General features: G+C 42.4%; 16 protein-coding genes and 2 pseudogenes. 9 read left to right on the top strand and 9 right to left on the bottom strand.

What is annotated here, in order from left to right; genetic code table 11:
• Positions 1-117 precede the first annotated feature (117 nt).
• The 4 genes from FIS9605_RS0105645 to FIS9605_RS41735 all read left to right on the top strand — a co-directional run bounded on the left by FIS9605_RS0105645 (position 118) and on the right by FIS9605_RS41735 (position 4,044).
• Positions 118-324: a hypothetical protein gene (locus FIS9605_RS0105645; RefSeq protein ID WP_026731712.1), complete on the top strand. Its 207-nt coding sequence runs from the start codon at positions 118-120 to the stop codon at positions 322-324.
• Between the two features lie 130 nt (positions 325-454).
• Positions 455-1,483: a phosphoribosylformylglycinamidine cyclo-ligase gene (purM, locus tag FIS9605_RS0105650; protein ID WP_026731713.1), complete on the top strand. Its 1,029-nt coding sequence runs from the start codon at positions 455-457 to the stop codon at positions 1,481-1,483.
• 342 nt (positions 1,484-1,825) lie between these two features.
• The gene (locus FIS9605_RS0105655; RefSeq protein WP_026731714.1) at positions 1,826-2,515 is read left to right on the top strand and encodes a PHP domain-containing protein; all 690 of its coding nucleotides are present in this window, start codon (positions 1,826-1,828) and stop codon (positions 2,513-2,515) included.
• 497 nt (positions 2,516-3,012) lie between these two features.
• Positions 3,013-4,044 carry an FkbM family methyltransferase gene (locus tag FIS9605_RS41735; RefSeq protein ID WP_026731715.1) on the top strand — a complete coding sequence of 344 codons (1,032 nt, stop codon included), beginning with the start codon at positions 3,013-3,015 and terminating at the stop codon, positions 4,042-4,044.
• A gap of 306 nt (positions 4,045-4,350) precedes the next feature.
• Here FIS9605_RS41735 and FIS9605_RS0105665 read toward each other — a convergent pair whose 3' ends face one another.
• The 3 genes from FIS9605_RS0105665 to FIS9605_RS0105675 form a co-directional block, all read right to left on the bottom strand.
• On the bottom strand, positions 4,351-6,219 hold the full coding sequence (locus FIS9605_RS0105665; protein WP_026731716.1) for a bifunctional serine/threonine-protein kinase/formylglycine-generating enzyme family protein: 1,869 nt from the start codon (positions 6,217-6,219) through the stop codon (positions 4,351-4,353).
• A 397-nt stretch (positions 6,220-6,616) separates the two neighbouring features.
• Complete coding sequence (locus tag FIS9605_RS0105670; protein WP_331280952.1) at positions 6,617-7,432, bottom strand: ABC transporter permease; 816 nt, start codon at positions 7,430-7,432, stop codon at positions 6,617-6,619.
• 210 nt (positions 7,433-7,642) lie between these two features.
• Positions 7,643-10,570: a hybrid sensor histidine kinase/response regulator gene (locus FIS9605_RS0105675; protein ID WP_026731718.1), complete on the bottom strand. Its 2,928-nt coding sequence runs from the start codon at positions 10,568-10,570 to the stop codon at positions 7,643-7,645.
• 576 nt (positions 10,571-11,146) lie between these two features.
• Here FIS9605_RS0105675 and FIS9605_RS0105680 point away from each other — a divergent pair.
• The 4 genes from FIS9605_RS0105680 to FIS9605_RS0105695 all read left to right on the top strand — a co-directional run bounded on the left by FIS9605_RS0105680 (position 11,147) and on the right by FIS9605_RS0105695 (position 14,151).
• On the top strand, positions 11,147-11,473 hold the full coding sequence (locus FIS9605_RS0105680) for a hypothetical protein (protein WP_026731719.1): 327 nt from the start codon (positions 11,147-11,149) through the stop codon (positions 11,471-11,473).
• Between the two features lie 134 nt (positions 11,474-11,607).
• Complete coding sequence (locus FIS9605_RS0105685) at positions 11,608-12,345, top strand: hypothetical protein (RefSeq protein ID WP_026731720.1); 738 nt, start codon at positions 11,608-11,610, stop codon at positions 12,343-12,345.
• A 6-nt stretch (positions 12,346-12,351) separates the two neighbouring features.
• Positions 12,352-12,996 (top strand): prolyl oligopeptidase family serine peptidase, encoded by a 645-nt coding sequence (locus FIS9605_RS0105690; RefSeq protein WP_026731721.1) that lies wholly within the window; start codon positions 12,352-12,354, stop codon positions 12,994-12,996.
• A 24-nt stretch (positions 12,997-13,020) separates the two neighbouring features.
• Entirely contained in the window at positions 13,021-14,151 is a 1,131-nt protein-coding gene (locus FIS9605_RS0105695; RefSeq protein WP_026731722.1) for a Gfo/Idh/MocA family protein, read from the top strand.
• 68 nt (positions 14,152-14,219) lie between these two features.
• On the opposite strand, the gene lpdA is transcribed toward FIS9605_RS0105695, so the two are convergent.
• The 6 genes and pseudogenes from lpdA to FIS9605_RS0105720 form a co-directional block, all read right to left on the bottom strand.
• Entirely contained in the window at positions 14,220-15,779 is a 1,560-nt protein-coding gene (gene lpdA, locus FIS9605_RS0105700) for a dihydrolipoyl dehydrogenase (protein ID WP_026731723.1), read from the bottom strand.
• Positions 15,780-15,844: 65 nt separating this feature from the next.
• Positions 15,845-15,979: a DUF1499 domain-containing protein gene (locus tag FIS9605_RS42435; protein ID WP_331280953.1), complete on the bottom strand. Its 135-nt coding sequence runs from the start codon at positions 15,977-15,979 to the stop codon at positions 15,845-15,847.
• 794 nt (positions 15,980-16,773) lie between these two features.
• Positions 16,774-18,930, bottom strand: a complete 2,157-nt coding sequence (recQ, locus tag FIS9605_RS0105705; RefSeq protein ID WP_026731724.1) for a DNA helicase RecQ — start codon at positions 18,928-18,930, stop codon at positions 16,774-16,776.
• An 89-nt stretch (positions 18,931-19,019) separates the two neighbouring features.
• A pseudogene (locus FIS9605_RS36340) lies at positions 19,020-19,172 on the bottom strand (type II toxin-antitoxin system RelE/ParE family toxin); the annotation flags it as partial.
• Positions 19,162-19,401, bottom strand: a complete 240-nt coding sequence (locus FIS9605_RS0105715; protein WP_026731725.1) for a type II toxin-antitoxin system RelN family antitoxin — start codon at positions 19,399-19,401, stop codon at positions 19,162-19,164. The pseudogene FIS9605_RS36340 and the gene FIS9605_RS0105715, both read right to left, overlap by 11 nt.
• Before the next feature lie 112 nt (positions 19,402-19,513).
• Positions 19,514-19,849, bottom strand: a pseudogene (locus FIS9605_RS0105720) (DEAD/DEAH box helicase); the annotation flags it as partial.
• Between the two features lie 214 nt (positions 19,850-20,063).
• On the opposite strand from FIS9605_RS0105720, the gene FIS9605_RS0105725 reads away from it, so the two are divergent.
• Entirely contained in the window at positions 20,064-20,699 is a 636-nt protein-coding gene (locus tag FIS9605_RS0105725) for a Uma2 family endonuclease (RefSeq protein ID WP_026731727.1), read from the top strand.
• Positions 20,700-20,928: the final 229 nt, after the last annotated feature.

Genomic DNA, 20,928 nt, shown 5'->3' on the forward strand with positions numbered 1-20,928 from the left:
AATCAGAACATCATTTGATTCATTAAAACTGAAGACAGTCACGATGTCATCGTGACTGTTTTTGATTCAAATTGTATTAAAGCAACCTATATCTTCAACAATTGGGAAATTCAAAACATGGATAGCAAACAATTAGCCCAATACATGGAAGCAACTGATAGCATTGCCAAGCCTTGGCTGATGGTACAGCTGCGACTGAAGAAACTGGAAGAACTGCGAGAAGCACTTTCAGAAAATGAGTATGCGGATGCTTTGGCAGACATTCACCAAGATTTAATGAATTTAGGTGAATGGTGGCATGGTATCGAAGATCAGGTATTTTGATTAGTCAAGGGTCATTGGTCATTGGTCATTAGTCATTGGTCTTTCACAAATGACTAATGACTAATGACTAATGACAAAATGTGTGATGATAACCTAAGTGGTTGGCGCATTGATAACGGTGTTTTGAGTAATGGACTATAAGGAAGCAGGAGTTGATGTTGAGGCTGGTCGAGCGTTTGTAACTCAAATTCGCAACTTGGTTCACAGCACTTTTAGACAGGGAGTGCTGGGTGGACTGGGTGGCTTTAGTGGTTACTTTCAATTACCCACAGGCTACAAGGAACCTGTTTTAGTTTCTGGGACTGATGGTGTGGGTACAAAGCTCAAAATTGCTCAAGTTCTCAACTGTCATGACACCGTTGGTATTGATTTGGTGGCGATGTGCGTTAACGACGTGTTGACATCTGGTGCAGAACCGCTGTTTTTTTTAGATTATTTGGCGACTGGGAAGCTAGACAAAGAACAGTTAACTCAAGTAGTGGCGGGTATCGCCTCTGGTTGCAAACAAGCTGGTTGTGCGTTGTTGGGAGGAGAAACGGCAGAAATGCCTGGTTTCTACCAAGCGGGTGAGTATGATTTGGCTGGGTTTTGTGTGGGAGTTGTAGAAAAAAGCCAGCTGCTTGATGGTTCTCAGGTACAAGTAGGAGATGTAGCGATCGCCCTTGCTAGCGCTGGTATTCATAGTAATGGCTATAGTTTGGTGAGAAAAATTATCAGCGATCGCGGATTTGCTTGGAACGATACCCCTGATTTACTCGCTGGTAAAACTTTAGGAGAAACTTTTCTCACACCTACTCGCATTTACGTTAAACCTGTTCTGGCTGCACGTCAAGCGGGGTTAGAAATTCACGGTATGGCCCACATCACAGGCGGTGGGTTGCCAGAAAATTTACCCAGATGTTTGGGACAAGGGCAAGCGATTAAAATAGACCCTAACAGTTGGTCAATTCCGCCTGTATTTCAATGGCTAGCTGAGGCTGGTTCCGTCAGTGCCCAAGCAATGTATCACACCTTCAATATGGGCATAGGTTTTGTACTACTCGTACCTCCTCAACAAATACAACAAGCAATTTCTCATTTTGAGTCACAAAATGTTGCGGTTCATATCATTGGTGAAGTAATTACTGGTTCAGGTGAGTTAGTAGGACTACCTGAATAAATGCTAAATTTAACACTCTCAACCAAGTTTTTCCCTTGTCTTGGTGAGTGTTTTTTTGACTCAATCCATAAATATTGCAGTCATTCTTTCCGCAAAATTTTTATGTGGAAATAACGGTAATATTGGGCAATATTTCTTACTTTTACTGATATTGGCAATCGAAAATACTCATGACTGCTCGCATTTGAATTTGCTAACGTAGTCTTAACATATTGAAAAATTTTACCAACCAAGCCCAAAAAAAGGGCTGCCAACACTAGAAGAAGGTGCTGGTATTTTCCTAGCTATGGATATGAAGTGTTGGAGTGTTAACTATCACCTATTTTAGTGACAGAGGGGGTTATGGCTGTCAATTTTGTCCGTACTGCTTTTACTGATAAAGAATCCTTAGAGGAAGTATTTCAAAACATTGATGCTCAAAGTTGTCCGAAATACTTCAACTTTCACATGCACACCGTCCACTCTGATGGAAGATTACAGCCAGGTGCATTGATGCAACAAGCGATCGCGATCAGCTTGGAAGGGATGGCAATCACTGACCATCATAGTATTTCTGGTTATCAAGCAGCACTAAGCTGGTTGGATGATTGGAAGTGGAACCATCCAGGTGCAAAGGTTCCTCACCTTTGGACTGGTGTAGAAATAAATGCCCATTTATTGGGTGTAGAGGTTCACATCTTAGCTTATGCGTTCGATCCCGAACACACCAGCATCAAACCATACATCCAAAGAAGAATTGCTACTGGGGAAGAATATAAAGCAATTAATGTCATTGCTTCGATTCAAAAAGCAGGTGGACTAGCAGTGCTTGCTCACCCAGCACGTTACAGGCGATCGCACTTAGATTTGATTCCTGCTGCTGCTGAAATTGGTATTAATGGTGTGGAAGCTTTCTACGCCTACAATAATCCTAACCCTTGGCGGCCGAGTGCTTTAGAATCGCAACAAGTGCAACAGTTAGCTGCTGAATACGGACTTTACAATACCTGTGGTACTGATACTCATGGTTTAAGCCTGTTGCAGCGATTGTAATCATGAAGCGAATATATTTTCTACATACTCCTGGTTCAACCAGCCAGGGGATTAATTACTTTTTAGCCAGAAATTACTCACTAGATTTTATAACCAGACTGAACTAGTTAATATCGTTCATTAGTCCATCACCTATTGGCTGAGATAAGCAAAACTCATTCAGGTTTGTCTATAACAATGTGCAAAATCAGCCTTAGGGTAGATATAAATTTATTTCACTACCAATAACATTTACTTCTACTAAGGAAAAATACAGGTAGCATCACAAAGTAGTTTTGATTTTTTCTTACCATTTCAGCCTATAGATACACTTAATAGCCTGCGTAGACGTGCATTTTTCGGATTGCTAAAGGATAGGCAGGCTTTGTTTGTATGCTCTAGTCTTCTAAACTGAGGGCGAATAAAGTGCAAGGTCATAGAGAATTGGTATCAAATTTTTATAACTCAAATATCTTTTTAACCAAGTCCTGATATTTAGATGGTTAAAGGTAAACATTGTGACTACTACATCTAGTACTGAAACTTTAAAAGCTTTTCTTAAAAGAATTCCGGGTTTAGCAGAAGTAATAAGCTGGCTAAGACGTAGCTATCCAGGAGATTGGATATTTGAGCGTGATATTTTGGAATGGATGTTTGAACCATCTCTAAGAAAACAGTTGCCAGTTTTATATCAAATTTTTAGCGTTTACTGTTATCTCTATTTCAAAATTACTGGTAAAACAAGTCTCAAAGGAGGAAGAAGACTATTTCTCGCGATCGCAAATCTTTCAAATCAGTTATCGCCGCAGGATTATCTGCAAATTCAGCTACCAAAATATAAAGTAAATCTCGTCCCTACCGATCCACGCTTGTTGCATGTTGTCAACGAATTATTAAACGATAGTACTGACACTCGAATTTTGTCTACTCTTGTTTCCAAAGGAGATACCTTCATTGATGTAGGAGCCAATCATGGTAGTTTCTCTATAGTTGCAAGTAAATTGGTTGGAGTAGAAGGTTGTGTAGTATCGATTGAACCACAACCAAGGCTGGCAAAGGCAACAGAAAACTCTCTTGCTGCAAATGCATTATCTAGTTTCCAAGTTCATCAAATGGCAGTCGGTGACTTTAACGGCGAAATTGAACTATTAATCCCGTGTGACACTTCTGGATCTGCTGGAATTTATTCAGCTCATTCAGCTACACACAAGCATCATCGGGTAAAAGTTCCGATCAGACGTTTCGATGAGGCTGTAGACTGGCAAAATTTCTCTGGAAAAACTTTCATCAAACTAGATATAGAGGGTAGTGAATATGCATTTTTAACAGGTGCTAGGAAAATGATTACCTCACTCAAACCTAATCTGATGATTGAGATACATCCTGGTACTCTCGACGCATCAGGAACAAAGGGAGAAGATTTGAAAAATTTCATGAAAGAACTCGGTTACAAGCAATATGCAGAACTGAATAACTTTGAACAAACTTTTCCTATAGAAGATTTGAATACTGATATTTACAGAAATATTATTGTGTTTATGGAAAACTAAGTAGGTAGGTGGAAATAAAAGCAGGTATGTTAAAAATGTAAAAATGCTTGTAAGGGCAAAGCATTTGTATGTATATCTTGACATCAAAACTGAATGTACTAGTGGTCTGTGTCATTAATTATGAGAGGTTTGTAGTGAGCGATTTATCGCTCAATTTTAAGGGCTAAAGCCCTGACTACGAACTTTCACAACTGATCAAAAACTAATGACATGAACCACTAGTACAAATGCTTTGCCCCTACCCAATGACAAATGACAAATGACAAATGACGACCCTCACAAGTTAACATTATTCGTGCCGATCCACTAAGAAATCCAGCCAAAAGCAGCAGCTACAACCCGAAAGCCACATAACCGCAGTCCGCCGTCTGCTTCGTTCCAGCTGCGACTGGCGCAACGACAAAGTTCAGGAGTAAAACTCCAAGAACCACCCCGCAGTACCCGGCGATGCATATCTCCGCCAATTTCCCAGACGCTTCCATCACCAGGAGCACCATAGTAATTTTTATGCCAAGGGTCAGCGCACCATTCCCAAACTAACCCATGCATATCATACAATCCAAAGGCATTTGCTATACCAAAACTGCCTACAGGTGTTGTTTCTTTGCGGTTGTTGCTCTTTGTTTCTGAAGATTCGCCGCTACTACAATTTGCGAACTCAGCAGTAATTGTTTCACCAAAGTGGAAAGGTGTTGTTGTACCAGCACGACAAGCATATTCCCATTCGGCTTCGCTGGGTAAACGATAATGTCGTCCAGTTTTTTTCCACAGTCGTGCACAAAATTCTACCGCTTCGTGCCAAGATACATTTTCTACTGGTCGATTTGCACCTTTGAATTTCGATGGATAGGGATTCAAAGATTGTTTGATTTTGGGTAAAGCTGCTACTGCCTTCCACTGTGCTTGTGTAACAGGATATTTACCCATAAAAAAAGGTTCAATGCTGACTTGATGTTGCGGACGTTCGCTTGCATCTCCTTCATCTTCACTTGAACCCATCACGAAAGTACCGCTGGGGATAGCTACCATATCCATAGTTATCCCATTTCCCAAATCTTCTGCATAGTACTTAGCTGTACTATAGTTCTGACTAATTTTCCTACCTTTGGCGTCTACTGTTACCGTTGCAAATTCAAACGCTTCCAAGGCAGGAAATGCAGGTGTGATTGATTGTGAGGTTGTTGTAGAGAATTGCGCTCGGGTAGGCGTGAGAATTTGCGGTACAGTTGGGACAACAGAAGATGTAAAATAAGATTTTTTCGCATGTAAATCTTTGAGAACTTCTGCCGCTGATTGATACCTTTCTGATGCTAAATGTTTGAGTAATTTATCCAGAATTTGCCCTAAATCTTGGCTAACACTAATGCCTTTTTCTTGCACAACTTCTCGCCATAACCATTTGCAACTCATGGGATCAAAAAGGCGATCGCGCATCTGTCCATAAGTATCTGTTACAGGCAAACATTTAGTCAAAAGCCGCGCACAAGTTACACCCAAAGCGTATAGATCGCTGGCGTGGCAAGCAAATCCAGCCATTTGCTCGCTAGGTGCATAACCGAGTGTATAAAGGACTGTGGCTTGTCTGGCTAAACTCGTTTGCGTTACCTGTTTAGCACCACCAAAATCAATTAATACCAGTCTGCCATCCGTTTGACGGCGGATAATATTTTCGGGTTTGATATCGCGATGAATGACGTTGCGTGAATGGATGAATTGTAGAACTGGCAATAAATCGGCTAAAATTCCTCGAATTTTGTCTTCAGTAAAACTTTGTTGCTGAACTTCTATGGAAAGAGTGTTTCCTTGAATAAATTCTTGTACCAGATACAAGCATGTACCTTGTTCAAAGTAAGCAAGCAATCTCGGAATTTGCAGATGATTTTCTCCTAGTTCATATAATCGAAAAGCCTCTTCTTTGAATAATTCTGCTGCTTTGATGCGTTCGGAAGTTCCATGAACTTGCGGAAAAAATTGCTTGATGACGCAAGGAGCATTGAGTCTATCAACGTCTTCTGCTGCGTAAGTTCTACTAAATCCACCTTCACCTAATAATCTCAATACGCGGTAGCGGTTTCGCAGCAATCCGCCAAAGTTGCTGTGTCCGCAACTAATGCAAAACCTATTGCCATCAGCGTTGAAGGGATTTGAGCAATTGGGATTTTGGCAGATTTGCATATCGGAGCCAGCGATTACATCTTCTCCAGAGTAAGCCCAACACTATCTATATAGCATCGAAAACAGATATATGGACAAATAAACACAAACAAATTTTCACCTGGCAACACCCACACACAAGGTCGTACAGATGAAGAATTTCTTTATTTACTTGTGTATCTGTACCTTAGAACTTTTTAAATATAAATATGACCACACGAATTTCCACTTTACAAAGAATATTACTGGAGCCTTTTGCTGTTGTCAAGTGCTCGTGACGAGAGGGAGAGTGGGAGAGTGGGGGCTCGGGGTCCCCTCTGGGGTTGGGGGCTGTGGGGGAGTGGGAGAGTAGGAGATGGGGAGAAGGGAAGAATAACAACTAACCACTAACAACTAACTACTAACCAATGACTAATGACTAATGACTATTTTTTTCAGATGAAGCGCGAATCAATTCAGCGACAAAAGCGATGATTGCAGATACTAAAATCAAGATGACGCTGAGGGCGTTAATATCGGGTTTGACTCCTGTTCTGATGCGGCTGAAAATTTCCATTGGTAGGGTACTGGCGCCACTGCTAGCAGTGAAAGTGGCGATGAGAAAGTCATCCAAACTCAGGACAAATGCCAACAGACACCCAGCGATGATACCAGGCATTAACTGGGGTAATAATACTTTTGTGAAAGCTTGCACTGGTGTAGCTCCTAAGTCTAGTGCAGCTTCTTCTAGATGGGGATTTAAGTTAGTTAGCCTGGATGAAACAACTAAACCAACGTAGGCGAGACAGAATACTATATGCACTGCGATAATAGTCCATATACTCAAAGGAATAGCAAATGCTGCCAGAAAAACTAAGGTGGCTACGGCGATCGCAATATCAGGAATAATCAAGGGTAGGTAAGAAATACCGCGATACAACGCTTTACCCGGAAATTGATAACGCGCCAATCCTACAGCCATCAAAGTTCCCAGCACTGCTGAAATACCTACGGCACTAAAAGCTACGATTAAACTGTTTTTCAATGCTAATAAAATCCGTTCATCGCTGAATAAATGGCGATACCAATCTAAAGTAAAACCTTGCCATGTGGCACTATAAGGCGACTGATTGAAACTGTAAAAGGCAAGTACCAAGATTGGCAGGTACATGAAAACAAATGTAATTAACGAGAAAACCGCTTGCCAGGATAAGACACGCGGTTTTTTTGTTGATTGAGATATACTCACGTTCATAAGCTCTATTTTATAGCTCGTGATAATACCATATTTAGCTTCAAAATTCAATAGTCGTTTTGTTGTTTGTTGGTGGTTGGTAGTTGTTTGGAACCAACAACGAACAACTAACCCTCCGGGTACTCTACGAGAAGCCGCCCACAAGGGGCGTCTACGCCAGTCGCTCATGGGGGGAACCCCCTTTGGAGCGCGCTGGCTCACCACTAACCACTAACCCCTTTTTCTAGACAAATCTGCGATCGCCATCAGTAATTGATCTGCGTCCAGTGGCTTGGCGATGTGGATTTGAAAACCAGCTGCTAATACCCGTGAGCGATCGCTATTTCCGGCGTAGGCAGTGAGCGCGATCGCTGGTATATTGCCGCCGCGTTCTGGTGACATGGCTCTAATTTGATGAATCAAACCGTAGCCATCTATCTCAGGCATCCCGACATCACTAATTAAGAGATCGTGCTGCGACTGTGCTAGCACAGCTAAAGCTGCGCCTGCTGATGCTGCAACAGTTACTGTTGCTCCATATTCTTTTAACAAATAGCAAAGAAAATCTCGCGTATCGGTGTCATCATCAACTATTAGTATCCGCAGTCCAGCTAAGGATGAAGGAGTATCTTTTCCCTCTCTCCCTGTCTCCCCCTCTCCCTCTATCTTCTTCATCAGGGGCAACTTGACGGTGAATGTTGCTCCTTGCCCTTCTCCCGGACTATCTGCCGTAACAATACCGCCGTGCAATTCAACCAAGTGGTGAACTATTGCCAATCCTAGTCCCAGTCCGCCAAATTTCCTAGTTGTACTGCTATCTGCTTGACGGAAGTATTCAAATACATAGTGCAGAAACTCAGGTGCGATACCAAGGCCTGTGTCTGTGACTGTGATTTGGGCATAGGGGATTGGGGATTGGGGATTGGTGATTGGGTATTGGGAAAACTCTTTCCCAGTCCCTAGTTCCCAATCCCTAGTCCCCAGTCCCTTTGATAGGCGCACTTCTACTTTGCCGCCTTCAGGTGTAAATTTAACAGCGTTGGAAAGTAAATTGCTAACGATTTGCTGCAAGCGATTGAAATCACCCCAGACGATGTAAGACGAGGGGGAGATGGGGGGATGGGGAGAAGTTCTTCCACTCTCTCCGGAAGAGAGTACATATTCAAGTTGAATTTTTTTGGTTTGTGCGGCTAATCGTACGGTTTCCAAAGCCGCATCAATTACAGATGTTAAATCTACCGCAGCATTATTTAAGCTCAGCTTACCTCGAAGAATGCGGGAAACATCTAACAAGTCATCAATCAGTTGAATCTGTAACTTTGCATTTCGCTCGATGGTATCCAAAGCACGTCCTGTAGCTGCTGGATCTAGCTTGCGGCTTTTGAGTAGTTTTGTCCAACCAAGGATGGGGTTGAGGGGCGATCGCAATTCGTGGGAGAGAATAGCCAGAAATTGATCCTTGATCCGGTTTGCTGCTTCTGCTTCTGCACGGGCGGCTTTTTCTCGCTCTAACAACTGGGCGCGTTGTGCTTCGATCTGTTTTTGATCGTGAATATCGGTACACGTGCCGAACCATTTGACGATATGTCCTTGGTTATCTCTGAGGGGATAGGCCCTTGCTAAATGCCAACGATATGTGCCATCACTTGCTCTCTTGAAACGCTGTTCACTCTCGAAGAGTGTTCCTGCTTGCACTGATTGCTGCCATCGTTGGATAATTACTTTTAGATCTTCAGGATGCAGCACTTTTTGCCATCCATATCCAAGAGTTTCCTCTAGGCTTAAGCCTGTGTAATCGATCCACCGCTGATTAACGTAATTTGCCAAGCCTCGTGCATTTGTAGTCCAGACCATTTCGGGGATAGCCTCAGCAAGCGTGCGATAGCGTTCTTCACTTTGACGCAGTGCTTCATCGGTGTGCTTGCGCTGGGTAATGTCTTGAGTTGTACCCATCATCCGTACTGGCTTGCCCATTGCATCGTATAAACACCGACCTTTGGCTGCGATCCAATGCACGCTACCATCAGGCCAAATCGTGCGGTATTCAATATCACAATCAACTTTTCCTTCCAGAGTGCTGGTGACTGCTTCATGGATGCGATCGCGATCGTCTGGATGTAAACAATTCAAAAAAAGTTCGTAACTCATTTCCGTGTTGGCAGGGAGTCCGAACAACTGCTTACACTTTGGAGTCCACACGAGTGTATTGGTATTGAGATTCCAAAACCACATTCCCAACTCAGCAGCTGCTGTTGCCAATCGAATGCGTTCTTCACTTTCTCGCAAATTTGCTTCTACTTGTTTGCGATCGCTAATATCGGCGGTGACACCAACTACCCTTACTAGGCGATCGTTTTCATCCCGCACTGCCAATCCCCGGTCTTCCACCCAGACGTAGTGGCCATCTTTATGACGGACGCGGTACTGAGTGCAAAAACGATTTCCCTTTGCCAGACTAGCGGTAAAGTCGTCATGAGCTTTTTGTAAGTCACCGGGATAGATGCGCGATCGCCACCATTTTGAAGTCGGCTCAGTTTCTGCTAAGGTATAGCCTAAAAGCTCAGTCAGACCCTGAGTCCTTTCTAAAGTATCATTCTGAATATCCCAATCGTAAATTAGGCAATTAACTGCTGCTGCCGCTAGTTCAAATCGTTCATAACTCTGCCGCAGGGCAAATTCTGTACGCCGTTGCTCGGTAATATCCTCTGCCAGATTTGCTAATGCCGTAATTTCCGCCAAAGTTGTGACAACGGCATAGGGTGTATTTTCTCCTGGTAGAAACAGAGGTTGTGAGTTAACTAATAGCCAGACTAGTTGACCATGTGGTCGATCTAAACCCATAACAACATTCAAACAAGCTTTGCCCATATGTAGGGCAACCATAGCTGGATGAGTTGCATCAGAAAAAGGAGAACCATCTTCACAAATAGCTTTGCAGGGCAGATCTAACCAATTACGCCCGATTAACTGCTCTGCTGTCAGTCCTAAAATACGCTCAGCTATGGGATTGCAAGCCTGGATGCTACCATTGGCAAGTTGAAGCACCATTGCCTGTTCTTCGTAGGCGATTGCTGTCAGCTTGGCTTGTCCATTTGCCTGTTGCTGTCGAGCTAAATTGCGATCGGCCAGTTGTTTTAGAGACTGTTCAAAGTCTGGCATTTTTTATTATAGTTACAAAAATATGTAAAACTTTATTCACGCCTATCTCTTATGACATATATCTTATTCTAAAATCCTCTATCTTGAGAGTGAGGGTAAATAATAAATATTATTTATTTCTTGAACTTAGATAATTATTTTAACAGACCTCTTGCAGAAGTCCGGGAAAGTATCAAAGATATGAAGTTTTTCCTTTTCCGTACCTTTGAAATTCACAGCGACCTCTTCAGAAGAAACTTTTGCTAGCTCAGTCTCTGAAAAAATATCACAACGGCAGCATCAGCATCCGTGTTCTGTCATCTCTTCAGCTTTTGTCACGCCATTGTCCAGTTATGTCTCATTGTTAGTTGTAGTTCACAAAAACCTTTTGATTTATACCTACCAACTTGCATAAAAGTCAATTCCACCTAATGAAAGAGTTAATCGAGATTTTGATTGTCTAAAGTAAATTTAAGTAGTTGGTAGTTTCCCACTAACCACTATCTACTAACAGCCAACACTAGTCATAAATTTATTCACGCTGACTTACTAGACTTACTAAGCGATCTTTGAATTGAAAAAGAGTGAGATAATTCTATGAATACTCAGGAAAAAAATCAAATAAACCAACCTGTAAGTGAAGATTGGCATGCTCAAGAAGAACCAAACGTTAAGGAACAAAACTTAACAGTAAATCCAGGCGACAGAATTGATCGATCTCAAACAATTGAAGAGAAAAGCAAGCAGGTTGCGGTAGATGTTCCTGACATTACGGGAGACTGGATTAAAGTACCCACTTACTTTATTGTGGAATATCCAAATGGTGAAAAAAAGGCACTCCACCATGTCAAGGATGCCGAAGAAATTTCTGATGTAATTCGACAAGCACGGGTTGATGAAAACGGAAATCGGATTTGGTGGTAATTAGTTGTTTGTTGGTTGTTGTTTGGAACAACAACCAACAAACAACTAATTACCAATGTAGAGACGTGCCATGGCACGTCTCTACTAACTGCCAACTACCAACCAATTTTAAGATTATTGGAGTATCTACCGCAATGGTAAACCTTATAGTTGCTGACAAGCTAAATTACCGCAGTACGCAAGAACTCAAAAATGAACTACTGGAACTAGTTAAAGGTCGAGATACAGAACCTTTAAAGACTAAAGTAAATTTTTACAATCAAGAATTGCAGTTGTATTTTGAAGAATTGAGCCGACGCAATCCTTTTCCTGTAGTTGCAGATCAATTACCAATTGTGCTTGGTGTGTGGACACCAATATGGTCTACTATACCTTTCCACGATAGTTTGCCAGGACGGATAGGCGAACAGTCTTATCAAATTTTTCATGACGATGGCTTCTATGCTAATATTGCCCGTTATGCACCAGGTCATCAGTCGTCTTTCTGGAAAAAAGTTGCATCAAAGTTACCTACTTACGATTTCATGGTGATGCAAAGATATGCAGTTCGCAATGATAACTGGTGCATTCAAAATGTAGGAATTTTTCAAGCATTTAGAAACAGAGAAATTCCTCTAACCATTGATGATGCTGATAATTGGTTTACTGATGTAGTTAACTCTAAAGTTAAGCCAGATCTGGAAAAAGGTGAATTACCAAAAACACTCAAATTAGAGAATTTGGACAAAAATACAATCAAGAAATTTGAAAAAACATACTTAGCCAGTCCGCTGTTTGAGCATATATATGTAGATCGTGATTTGCGGCTTGTGAAAACGCAACGAGAACCGTCACAGCGACCGAGTTACACAATTGCTGTTCGCAGGCGATGATAATTTATGTTATTGCTACAAAGACAAGTTACTGGCGCTGGCGGCTACAACTACTTACTATTTTTGCCTCAAGGCTATCAAACAGAAGAGTCTGTTTGGCCGATGATTTTATTTCTGCACGGTGCGGGAGAACGAGGTTCTAATCTAGAGTATGTCAAAACGCACGGAGTCGCCAAGATTGTAGAGGAACAGGCAAGTTTTCCATTCATTGTAGTTTCTCCTCAGTGTCCGCGTGGTAAATACTGGTCTGTAGACGTGTTGAGTACTCTTTTAGATGAGGCGATCGCATCTTACCGTGTCGATGTAGATCGAGTGTACTTGACTGGTTTGAGCATGGGTGGCTACGGTACGTGGCGTTTAGCAGCAGCGCAACCACATCGGTTTGCAGCCATAGCACCAATTTGCGGTGGTGGAAATCCCGAAGAAGCCTGTAACTTGAAGGATCTGCCTATATGGACATTTCATGGCGCGCGCGATCGTATTGTACCCCTAAGTGAGTCGCAAAGAATGGTGCAAGCGCTGAGAGATTGTGGCGCAAGTGTGAAGTTCACAGTCTACCCAGAAGCCGATCATGACTCATGGACGCAAACTTATAACAATCCAGAACTATACGAGTGGTTTTTGCAGCATCGGCGTTCAATCGCAACTTAGTTGACCGCATTTGAGGTAAATAATATGACAAATGCAAGCCAAACAAACAGCAAAAACAAAGTCCGTTATGCCGTTATTGGATTGGGTTGGATTGCCCAAGAAACTGTTTTGCCTGCTTTTGCTGATGCAGAAAACTCTGAATTAGTGGCATTGTTTTCTGAAGATGAAATCAAGCGTCAGGAACTTAGCGAGAAATACGGTGTTCCTGCTTTTACCTATGAAGAATACGAAGCCTTTTTAAGAAGTGGCGCAGTTGATGCAGTTTATATCGCCCTACCCAATCACTTGCATTGTGAATACACTGTCAAAGCAGCGAATGCAGGGGTGCATATACTTTGTGAAAAACCGATGGCAGTGACAGAACAAGAGTGCGAACAAATGATTCGCGCTGCCCAAGAAAATAATGTCAAACTGATGATTGCCTATCGCTTGCATTTTGACAAAGCAAATATGCAAGCAGTAGAGATTGTCAAATCAGGAAAACTTGGTGAACCCCGCGTTTTTAACTCTCTATTTTCTCAGCAGGTTGCGGAAGGTAACGTGCGCTTAGAGCCAATTTCTAATGGCGGCGGCACAGTTTACGATATGGGTATTTACTGCATTAATGCTACTCGTTACCTGTTCCAAGACGAACCAACAGAAGTTGTTGCTTTCTGTGCTAATAACGGCGAAAAGCGCTTTGAAGAAGTAGACGAAATGACTAGTGCTATCCTGCGTTTCCCTGGGGATAAACTAGCAACTTTTACTTCTAGCTTTGGTGTAGCACCAGTTTCCACTTTGCAAATATTGGGAACAAAAGGCAACCTGCGGATGGATTCTGCATACTCCTATCAAGGAGAACTGAAGCAACAAATCACCATTGACAACCAAACCGAGGAAAAATCTTATCCTGCGGGCGATCAGTTTGCCGCAGAAATTGTCTATTTTTCAGATTGCGTGCTAACAGGAAAAGATCCAGAACCTTCTGGAGAAGAAGGATTGGCGGATGTTCGCATTATCCGGGCAATTATCGCCTCAGCGCAAACAGGTAAACCCGTACAACTGGACGAGTTTAGGGAACAAGCAAGGCCTGCTGCTGAACAGGTAATTCAGCGTCCAGCAAGCGAAGAACAGCCAGATTTAATTCATGCTGCCGATCCGTCAGGTAAATCTTAGTTGTTGGTGGTTGGTGGTTGGTGGTTCTAAATCCAAACAACAAACAACAAACAACAAACAACAAACATTTAACGTCTCAAAGCCAACCAGGTAGAAGTTAGTTTCTTCACTAAGGGAGTTAAACGAGTGCGATTATAAGCATCGGCTGCTTTGCGAATTGCTTCTGATTGGGTGGGATAAGGGTGAATTGTCTTGGCGATCGCCCCTAATCCCAATTTATTTGTCATCGCCAAGGTAATTTCGTTAATCATCTCTCCGGCGTGACGCCCTACAATAGTTGCTCCGAGAATCTTGTCAGTTCCCTTTTTGACATGGATCTTGACAAAACCTTCTGCTTCACCATCAACGATCGCCCGATCCACTTCATTCAGAGGAATGTAAAAAGTATCAATTTCAATGCCTTTCTCTTCAGCTTGTTGAGGATACATACCCACATGGGCAACCTCTGGATCGGTATAGGTACACCAAGGCATAATCAGCGAACTTAGTTTTTTTCTTCCCAGTCCCAAAATCGAAAATAGGGCATTCTGGATGACAATTCGCGCCGCCGCATCAGCTGCATGGGTATATTTCCATTTCATGCAGACATCCCCGACTGCATATATACGTGGGTTAGTTGTTTGTAGGTAATCGTTGATAATTATCCCCTTGTCTTGGTCACATTTAACACCTACAGTTTCTAGATTTAAATCTTCAACATTAGGCGATCGCCCTACTGCAACCAAAATTTCATCCACCTTCAGCTTGTTCTCTTGTCCATTCACCTCGTAGTAAATAACCTTGTCTGCATCCTCACGTTCAACGCGGTGAACGTTCGACCCCAGAATCAACTGAATATCCTCTCGCACAAAAGTTTTTTGGATGATCGCCGCCGCATCAGCATCTTCCCGACTCAGTAAATGGGAACCTTTTTGCAGCAAGATCACCTCTGAGCCTAAGCGGCGAAAGGTTTGAGCTAATTCACAACCGATGTAACCTCCACCGATGACAGCAAGTCGCTTTGGTTGTCGTGTCAGAGAAAATACTGTCTCATTAGTAAGATATTTAGCTGCTTCTAAGCCTTCAATTGGTAGTTGTTTGGGACGCGAACCAGTAGCAATTACTGCCTTGTTAAATCGCAAAGTTTTCTGTGCAACTTCTACCGTATCAGGGCTATAAAAATGTGCCTTGCCAAAAAATACATCTACTCCAAACTCCTGCTGAAACCGCTTAGCAGAATCATGGGGACTAATTTCTACCCGTATCCTTCGCAGTCTTTCCATCACTGCCGGAAAATCAATATTAATGTAGTGAGGAGTGCCAATACCAAATTTTCCGGCATACTTCACATCTGCAACCACACGCGCCGAACGAATCATGGTTTTCGACGGTACACAACCCACATTTGTGCAATCACCGCCCATCAGGTGCTTTTCCACCAAAGCCACTTTTGCACCTAACAAAGCTGCACCAGCTGCCGTCACTAATCCAGCAGTACCCGCACCAATAATCACCAAATTGTAACAAGGAGCAGGTTCAGGGTTAACCCAATTCGGCGGATGGAGGTTTTCAATTAACTCCTGGTTAAACCGATCCATTGGTGGAACAGTTATGGGTTGGAGTATGGGTGGAATTACTGTTTGACTCATGGCCAGCCACTTCATGAGATACAACTCTTATTATCCTAAAGCGCCAGCCGTCGCTTTTCCTCTAGCTAACGGTGGTTTTGTTGTATCTGGTTTAACTTTGCTCTAATTGTCTCTACGCGGTTACGATTCACACCTAGATCGCTTTGACCCAAACGCGAAGCCGAACAAACATCATATCTGCCCTCACCCCTCTCCCAAATTGGGAGAGGGGGGGTGAGGGTTTTTAATGAACATGAATTAGCCGGACTTGATATTACATTGCTAGGTTAACTATTGCCCAGTAAGCAACAAGCACCAAAAAAACACCGATCCACAAAATAGCTCTGTTCTGAAACAAATTTGTGAGACGATTCATAAGCAGTGATTTGAAAATTGGTTATCAATGTGTGAGCAGAAATGGGATATATAGAGCGGAGAATAGGACATAAATTGTCATATTCCCGACTTTCTCATTTGGCGAAAACCAAAGGTTATCTTTATTCCCGATTCATAAGCAAAATATTGACTACTAGCGCTAGTAGCCATCAGAGTTTAGCCTTAATTTTTGGCTTTTTAACTACTCTGAATGTGTAGGTGATATCAAATCCAGTTGAAATATACACGCTTTCTCAAGCCTGCATATGCAGACGTTACAAAACCTATGCTCCTAGTTCCAATCGCTAGGTAACAAGGGCTGATGAATTTGGATTTGATATTAATCTCATTCTAACGATTTCATACCAAGTTGTGTTCAGATATAGCAATTCGTGCCCTCTCCCCCTCCCCTGTTCCAAATTGGGAGAGGGGTGCCGACAGGCGGGGTGAGGGAAGTACTATCTTTGATTGCACAATTGTATTTTGCAGGGTCAAAAGAGTAGGGACACAACCGCGATCGCCAAAATTACTTCTGTGGATACGTTTTCTGATATCTATCTTGAAAATACTGAAACACTAAGACACAAAGACACCAAGAGAATGTTGAGCTAGCGTGCCTACTCTAGGATAGACTTTAATATCAATTGCGACTGTGCTGCCGCCATTTACTCCTGACAAACAGAATTTCTTCAAAGCTGTAACTATCACCAAGATATTCTTTGATAGGGGTAAGAGCAACATCCCCAAGGGTGTTTAATACTTGCAATATTTTTTGCTGCTTCTCTACAGGCACTAACTGATTTAAATCTCCAAGTTGATTCTTCTCAATTAAATTGGCAATATGACCGGTAATCGTTTTCGGACTCAGGTTACGTTTTTTGGCAATTTCTGAGATGCTCAAGCCTTGTTGATATAACTCTAAAGTTTGTAATTCTGTATTTGAAGGAAAACTAACAAAAGATGTAGGATTAGTTTTTTGCTCTTGCAATCCTAATTCTTGGCAGTAAGCACGAATTTCGGCAATAAATTTTTCACCATATTGAGCAAGTTTATGAATGCCGACACCGGAAAGTTTGGCGAATTCGTCTTTCGTTTGGGGTTTGACTTGAGCCATTAATTTGAGAGTAGAATCGGCAAAGATAATGTAAGGTGGTACAGACTGTTCGTCAGCAAGTTTTTTCCGAAGAGAACGCAACCTCTGCAATAGCAATTCTGCCTCTGTTGCTTGGGTGCTTCCTTCGTTCCAAGTAATCTTTTGTGTTACGGAAACGGCAACAGAAACGGTGCGCTGTCGCCGCATGATTTCCCAACTGAGGGCGTTCAGTTTCAAAACTGCGTAACCATCGGTGCTTTGTTCGAGCAAACCTTGATGCAACAGGGAACGTCCCAGCATCCGCCACTCATCCGCACTTTTATCTTTACCAATACCGTAGGTGGATAGTTTATCGTGTTCGTATTGGGTAATTTTCTGAGTTTTTGCTCCTCGCAACACATCAATAATATGGCCCATGCCAAATTTTTCTTTACAGCGTGCCACACAAGATAAAAATTTCATTGCTTCCAATGTCCAGTCTTGCACTGGTTTGGGATAGCGGCAGTTATCACAATTGCCGCAATTACCTGTAAAGCGTTCCCCAAAGTAACTCAGTTGAATTGTGCGGCGGCAGTCTGTACCTTCAGCGTAATCGATCATTTGCCGCAGCTGTTGTTTGGCAATCAACTGTTCTTGGGAATCGCTCTTTTGATTGATGAGATACTCTATGATTTTGACATCACCATAGCTGTAGAAAAGTGTACAGCGCGAAGGTTCTCCATCCCTGCCTGCCCTACCTGATTCTTGATAGTAACTCTCTAAGTTACGGGGTATGTCAGAGTGAATGACAAAGCGCACATCCGGTTTATTAATGCCCATACCAAAGGCAATAGTTGCTACCATCACCCGCACATCATCGCGAATAAATCGAGTTTGATTTTGAGTGCGTTCTTCGTCTGTTAAACCTGCATGATAGGGTAGTGCAGAAACTTTGTCATGTTGCAGTTTAAAGGTAATTTCATCAACTTTTTTACGTGTCAAGCAATAAACAATTCCAGAACCTGGGGTTTCGCGAATGAGTTCTAGAAGTTCTGCGTAGGCATTCTTTTTTTTGGGGCGGACTTCGTAGTAAAGATTTTGGCGGTTAAAACTGGCGATGTGAATGCTGGGTTCTTTTAGCCCCAGTTGTTGGATGATATCACTACGAACGCGATCTGTAGCGGTGGCAGTGAGTGCCCAAGTTGGAACATCAGGGTAACGTTTTCGCAGTAATATCAACTGGCGATACTCTGGACGAAAGTCGTGTCCCCACTCAGAAACGCAGTGTGCTTCATCAATGGCAAAGGCAGAAATACCAACTTGGTGATGTACTAAATCTAGAAATGGCAGAAATCTGTCACTGACAAGACGTTCTGGGGCGACGTAGAGTAGTTTAACTTTACCTTGGATGATATATTGTTCGCGCGATCGCGTTTGATAAGAGTTGAGACTGCTATTGAGAAATGTTGCCGCAATCCCATTTTTTCGCAGTGCTTCTACTTGATCTTGCATTAAGGCTATCAAAGGCGATACCACCACTGTTAAACCTTTTTTGATCAGTGCTGGTAGTTGAAAGCACAGCGACTTGCCCCCGCCAGTGGGCATGACAATCAGTGAGTCCCGATTAGAAAGCGCATTTTCGATCACTTGCCGCTGTCCGGGGCGAAAGTTATCGTAACCGAAGTAATATTTCAGCGCTGCTTCTAAATTGGGATACTGAGACATGGCGATCGCTTTTTCGGGGCTTTCTGCGTGGGTAGTTATGAAGATATCAGGATTTTAACAATACTCCCGGCTGGAAGTCGCGATAAAGGTATTTGGTCTCCTGGTAATTCTCCTAATTGCAGTTGTTCAATAATTGGTTGAACATCATTACGAATGCTGCGATACTTCTTTGCCAAAACACGCAAATTGCGTTGGAATTTGGCAGTTGCTTCGACCTGAATTAAGGGTGGTTCACTCTGCATCAATCCCTTCCCATAGTTGAGAGATAGGCACAGTATTTCCACTCATAGCATCGTGCCAACCCTGACGAAAACTTTCGCTTGCAGACTCAACAATTTCCTCATCCTCTTCATTCTCTTCCGTAATTAGGACAATGACTCGAACGCGGCTGTGTTTTGCCAAAGTCAACGGTTCATCTAAAGAAAGTTGACCGAATTCATCGACAGTTCCCTTAACTTCAATTGCTTTCATTGTCGTGAAGGTGAATTTTGCTGTTATATAGTATAGGATTTAGGCATGAGAAGGAAAAATCAAGAGATTAGTAGGGTGCGTTACGCCAAAGGCTAACGCACCGATGGTTTTAGCTGACAAGACGTTCTGGAGCGACGTAGAGTAATTTAACTTTACCTTGGATAATGTATTGTTCGCGCGATCGCGTTTGATAAGAATTGAGACTGCTATTGAGAAATGTTGCCGCAATCCCATTTTTTCGCAGTGCTTCTACTTGATCTTGCATTAAGGCTATTAAAGGCGATACCATCACTGTTAAACCTTTTTTGATCAGTGCTGGTAGTTGAAAGCACAAAGATTTTCCACCACCAGTAGGCATGACAATCAGCGAATCCCGATTAGAAAGCGCATTTTCGATCACTTGCCGCTGTCCGGGGCGAAAGTTATCGTAACCGAAGTGATATTTCAGCGCTGCTTATAAACTGGGATACTGAGACATGGCGATCGCTTTTTCGGGGCTTTCTGCGTGGGTAGTTATGAAGATATCAGGATTTTAACAATACTCCCGGCTGGAAGTCGCGATAATAATGGGAAACAGTAGCCATAATATAGGTAGTTAAAGCTAACAAGCAAAAGGCATGACCTAAAAAAACCAGCGAAACTTTACTAGGAGACAGAAAACAATGGTCAGCAGCCTTAAGGAACTCTTAAATCACCCAGAACTTGCACACATTGATGACCCAGAGGAAAAATTCATCACTAGTGGTGTAAGCTGGCAAATGTATGAAGCGTTACTAGCCAAACTAGAAGATAACTCTCATTACCGTGTCACTTACTTAGATGAAATATTAGAAATTGTGTCACCGTCTATCAGACATGAAAATATCAAAAAACGTTTGGCTATTTTGATAGAACGCTATCTCTACTCTCAGCGAATTCGCTTCAGTCCGATGGGGAGTTCCACTATTAAAAAACAACTCAAGCAAGCTGGGGTTGAACCAGATGAATGTTATTGCATTGGCGAGAAAAAAGATATCCCAGACTTAGCTATAGAGGTGATTGTCACCAGCGGTAGCATTGACAAGCTAGAAATTTACCGACGCTTGGGAGTTGCTGAAGTTTGGATTTGGCAAATCAATCGACTCAGACTTTACCATTTGCGGGAAGAAACACCATCTGAGTTTTTAGATACTTACGGCTACGAACAGATTATGTTGAGTGAATTATTGCCAAAACTAAATATTGCTTTATTGGAACAATGCGTCCAGATTTCAGACGAAATAAAAGCCATTGACCAATTTGAACAAGGTTTTTCGTAGAGAGTGTCTCCTATCATGTTTGGCATCAAAACGAGAATGGCTATATTTTGCTAGGCATCGTGATTTATAAGTTTTGTTTAAGCGTTTATAACGAAGACATAAGCATTTGCCACAAATAAACAAGCTGTTGTAACTAACGTTCAAGCATTTGTAACGACAGCTTCTATATTTATAAGTTTTGCTTAAGTATTTGCAACGATTGCATAAGCATTTGCAACAAATAAACAAG

Origin of the sequence: Fischerella sp. PCC 9605 (assembly GCF_000517105.1) — a bacterium.
Lineage (GTDB): Bacteria > Cyanobacteriota > Cyanobacteriia > Cyanobacteriales > Nostocaceae > PCC9605.

Coding starts and splice junctions, on each gene's coding strand:
- FIS9605_RS0105645 (WP_026731712.1), top strand. CDS start 118: ATGGATAGCAAACAATTAGCCCAATACATGGAAGCAACTGATAGCATT.
- purM (WP_026731713.1), top strand. CDS start 455: ATGGACTATAAGGAAGCAGGAGTTGATGTTGAGGCTGGTCGAGCGTTT.
- FIS9605_RS0105655 (WP_026731714.1), top strand. CDS start 1,826: ATGGCTGTCAATTTTGTCCGTACTGCTTTTACTGATAAAGAATCCTTA.
- FIS9605_RS0105665 (WP_026731716.1), bottom strand. CDS start 6,219: ATGCAAATCTGCCAAAATCCCAATTGCTCAAATCCCTTCAACGCTGAT.
- FIS9605_RS0105670 (WP_331280952.1), bottom strand. CDS start 7,432: ATGAACGTGAGTATATCTCAATCAACAAAAAAACCGCGTGTCTTATCC.
- FIS9605_RS0105675 (WP_026731718.1), bottom strand. CDS start 10,570: ATGCCAGACTTTGAACAGTCTCTAAAACAACTGGCCGATCGCAATTTA.
- FIS9605_RS0105680 (WP_026731719.1), top strand. CDS start 11,147: ATGAATACTCAGGAAAAAAATCAAATAAACCAACCTGTAAGTGAAGAT.
- FIS9605_RS0105685 (WP_026731720.1), top strand. CDS start 11,608: ATGGTAAACCTTATAGTTGCTGACAAGCTAAATTACCGCAGTACGCAA.
- FIS9605_RS0105690 (WP_026731721.1), top strand. CDS start 12,352: ATGTTATTGCTACAAAGACAAGTTACTGGCGCTGGCGGCTACAACTAC.
- FIS9605_RS0105695 (WP_026731722.1), top strand. CDS start 13,021: ATGACAAATGCAAGCCAAACAAACAGCAAAAACAAAGTCCGTTATGCC.
- lpdA (WP_026731723.1), bottom strand. CDS start 15,779: ATGAGTCAAACAGTAATTCCACCCATACTCCAACCCATAACTGTTCCA.
- recQ (WP_026731724.1), bottom strand. CDS start 18,930: ATGTCTCAGTATCCCAATTTAGAAGCAGCGCTGAAATATTACTTCGGT.
- FIS9605_RS0105715 (WP_026731725.1), bottom strand. CDS start 19,401: ATGAAAGCAATTGAAGTTAAGGGAACTGTCGATGAATTCGGTCAACTT.
- FIS9605_RS0105725 (WP_026731727.1), top strand. CDS start 20,064: ATGGTCAGCAGCCTTAAGGAACTCTTAAATCACCCAGAACTTGCACAC.